The organism is Gilvimarinus sp. 1_MG-2023 (assembly GCF_030548285.1).
Genome location: NZ_JAUOSC010001640.1, coordinates 1 through 239 on the forward strand (window position 1 = coordinate 1; position 239 = coordinate 239).

Consider the following 239-nt stretch of genomic DNA (forward strand, 5'->3'; position numbering starts at 1 on the left):
GCTCTGGCTACCCGGCCCGATCCCCGCATTACACCGCAACAAATGATGGTTGCCATCCAGCAGCAGAATCCGGATGCCTTTATCGGTGGCAACATCAACCGCCTGAAAACCCATCAGGTATTGCGTATTCCAGACTCTGAGCGAATTCGTACCATCAGTTTTGATGATGCCGTTTCCGAAGTGGCACGTCAGAATCAGGAAATTGCCGGTGCCGCGCAACTGGATGCAACCGGGCGAGC

Annotated in this window: 1 protein-coding gene; it reads left to right on the plus strand. The window is 54.8% G+C overall.

Going from position 1 to position 239, the window contains the following annotated elements:
* On the plus strand, positions 1-239 hold a 239-nt coding region (locus Q4563_RS22360; protein WP_303606108.1), incomplete at both ends, for a FimV/HubP family polar landmark protein.